General features: G+C 70.5%; 2 protein-coding genes. Both read left to right on the top strand.

Annotated features, from left to right (window positions below; genetic code table 11):
* Nucleotides 1-566 (top strand): hypothetical protein (locus NA3_RS35300; protein WP_218021963.1); only part of this gene is annotated, 566 nt, incomplete at its 5' end.
* A gap of 59 nt (nucleotides 567-625) precedes the next feature.
* Nucleotides 626-1,272, top strand: a 647-nt coding sequence (locus NA3_RS35305; RefSeq protein ID WP_157126665.1) for a hypothetical protein, incomplete at its 3' end; no start/stop codon positions are given.

Consider the following 1,272-nt stretch of genomic DNA (forward strand, 5'->3'; position numbering starts at 1 on the left):
CCCAGGACCGGCGGTTGCACGATCTGAAGGTCGAATACCAGCAGTTGCTGATCGAGGCCCGCAAACACGCGCTCGGGCTCACTGAAACACTCACCGACACCGACCCCGGCAACGCCCGCGCCCACGCCGCGGGCGCGGGGTGGGCGGCAGCCGAGGCCACCGGCGATCTGTCCGACGACCATCGCACCGCCGCCGACGCGTGGTCCGAACGCTACGGCGAGGACACCGGCAACGACCCCCGCACCAGCCTGGCCGAGGCTCGTACCGAGGCCGCGGCCCTCGACGACGCCGTCGATGAACTCCACAACCAGATGAGCGCGCTCAGCGCCGAGTACACCCTGCTGAGCTACGGCGAAGCGCAGATGCGCACCTTCGATGCCGAATCCGGCCGAGACGATGGCATCTACGACGAAGAGCTCGAAGTGCTCGACGGAGAGGTCATCGACGTCGCAGTCGAGGTCACCGGCGTCACCGGTGACCTCGATATGAGCGTCGACTTCGCGCCACCGGTTCTCCCACCCGTGAAGGCTCTCGGGCCCGCGCCGTCTGCGGAGATCGAACCGTGATGGCGCGCAACCGCTTTCGTGCTTCGGTTCCGTTCGCTGCGGCGCCTGACCGGTGGCAGATGAAGGTGCTCGCGGGTGTGTATGCGCATGCGGCGGCGGCGCGGGAGATGGCCGCTGCGGCCCGGGCCGGTCGGGAGGCGACCGGTGAGCTTCCGCCGCCATCGTGGTCGCGGGCTTTCCGCACCGAGGTCCTGCTCGGCCAAGAGCTCGAGAAAGCGGGACTGGCCGCGGGGGTGCCACGGGAGTGGCTGAACCAGGCCCGCACCCGCGCCCATCTGGCGCAACCGTGGCGACGCGACCTGCACTGGCGCATCCCGAGACCGGTGGACCGGACCAGGCTGCTGGTCGGGCTGGCCGCCGAGGCGCACCGGATTCAGGATCTGGCCGCGGTGGCGGTCGCCTATGAGCATCGTGGCGCGCATGCCGAGCCCGGCACCGCGACCTGGGTCATGCGCAACCTGCGCCGATCCCGCACCCGCCTGGTCCAACTCGCACGCCTGCTCGCCGTCACCGACGACGAAGCACAGCACATGTGGAACTCGCCGCAACACTGGACCGCCGCCGCCGAGAGCGCCCGCGCCGCGAGTGTCGACGAACTCGACACCCGCTGGCGCGCCCACGCCCGCAGCGACCAAACCAGCATCGCGCTGCAGGCCCGCGCACTCACCAAATCCGGCATCACCGCACCCACCGGCGCCGCACTCCT

Origin of the sequence: Nocardia africana NBRC 100379, assembly GCF_001612635.1 — a bacterium.
Lineage (GTDB): Bacteria > Actinomycetota > Actinomycetes > Mycobacteriales > Mycobacteriaceae > Nocardia > Nocardia africana.